This is a genomic window from Melaminivora alkalimesophila (assembly GCF_000282995.1).
GTDB lineage: Bacteria > Pseudomonadota > Gammaproteobacteria > Burkholderiales > Burkholderiaceae_C > Melaminivora > Melaminivora alkalimesophila.
The window spans coordinates 1-1,067 of record NZ_ALEE01000619.1 but is presented as its reverse complement, the minus strand read 5'-3'; the positions used below and the strand labels follow the sequence as shown (position 1 = coordinate 1,067).

General features: G+C 73.3%; 3 protein-coding genes. All 3 read right to left on the bottom strand.

What is annotated here, in order from left to right:
• A partial coding sequence (locus A612_RS12165) for a CinA family protein (RefSeq protein WP_241209554.1) occupies positions 1–123 on the bottom strand: 123 nt, incomplete at its 3' end.
• A 5-nt stretch (positions 124–128) separates the two neighbouring features.
• Positions 129–617 carry a phosphatidylglycerophosphatase A family protein gene (locus A612_RS12160; RefSeq protein ID WP_241209553.1) on the bottom strand — a complete coding sequence of 163 codons (489 nt, stop codon included), beginning with the start codon at positions 615–617 and terminating at the stop codon, positions 129–131.
• 46 nt (positions 618–663) lie between these two features.
• On the bottom strand, positions 664–1,067 hold a 404-nt coding region (locus tag A612_RS12155), incomplete at its 5' end, for a thiamine-phosphate kinase (RefSeq protein WP_019374745.1).

Below are 1,067 nucleotides of genomic sequence, written 5' to 3'. Positions count from 1 at the left end.
GGCGGCGGCGATCAGCCCGCCGGTGCAGCTCTCGGCCGTGGCCAGCATCCAGCCGCGCGCCAGCAGCGCCCGGGAGACAGTGACCAGATCGTCGTGGAACCCATCCGCTGCAACGCCTGGCATGGCGTTCATCCCAGGAAGTGCCGCCACAGCGCGATCACCAGCAGCGTGCAGCCGGCCGCCACCAGGTCGTCGAGCATGATCCCCAGCCCCCCGCGCCAGCCAAAGCCCTTGAACAGCCGGTCGGCCCAGCGCACCGGCCCGGGCTTGGCGGCGTCGAAGTAGCGAAACAGCCCGAAGGCCACCAGCTGGCCGAGGAAGCCCATGGGCATGGCCAGCCACAGGACCAGCCAGATGGCGACGATCTCGTCCCACACGACGGCGCCGGGGTCGGCCACGCCCAGGTGGCGCGCGGTGAGCGTGCAGGCCCACCAGCCCAGCGGCAGGGACAGGGCGATGAGAAAGCCCATTTCCCGGGGCCCCAGCCACAGCTGCAGCACCAGGAACGCCAGCCAGCCCCAGAGCGTGCCCACGGTGCCGGGCGCCACGCGCGACAGGCCACTGCCCAGTCCCAGGGCGATGAAGTGGGCGGGGTGGGCCAGCAGGAAGCGCTGCATGGACCGGGGAGGCTGGGAGGTCATCGGCGGGAGGCGGGGGCGGTGTTCATGCGAAATGGTCGAAGCCGGGGAACCGGCCTTCCACGGCCGCACCCTGAGCATCCACCAGGCGCAGGCCGGGCTGCGCCTCGATGCGGCCGATGCGCGTGACCGGGACACCACACGCCCGGGCGGCGGACTGGACGGCGGATCGCGCCTGGGCCTCGGCGGTGAACAGCAATTCGTAGTCGTCTCCCCCGGACAGCACGCAGCGCAGCAGCAGCTCCTGACCCAGGGCCTCCGCCAGCCCGGCCAGCGGCTCGCAACCCCCGATCAGCGCGGCGGCGGCGTCGGCCTCGACGCGCGCTCCCACGCCCGAGGCCCGCAGGATGTGGCCCAGGTCGCCCAGCAGGCCGTCGCTCACGTCGATGGCGCTGCTCGCGCAGCCCGCCAGCGCCTGGCCCAGCGCCA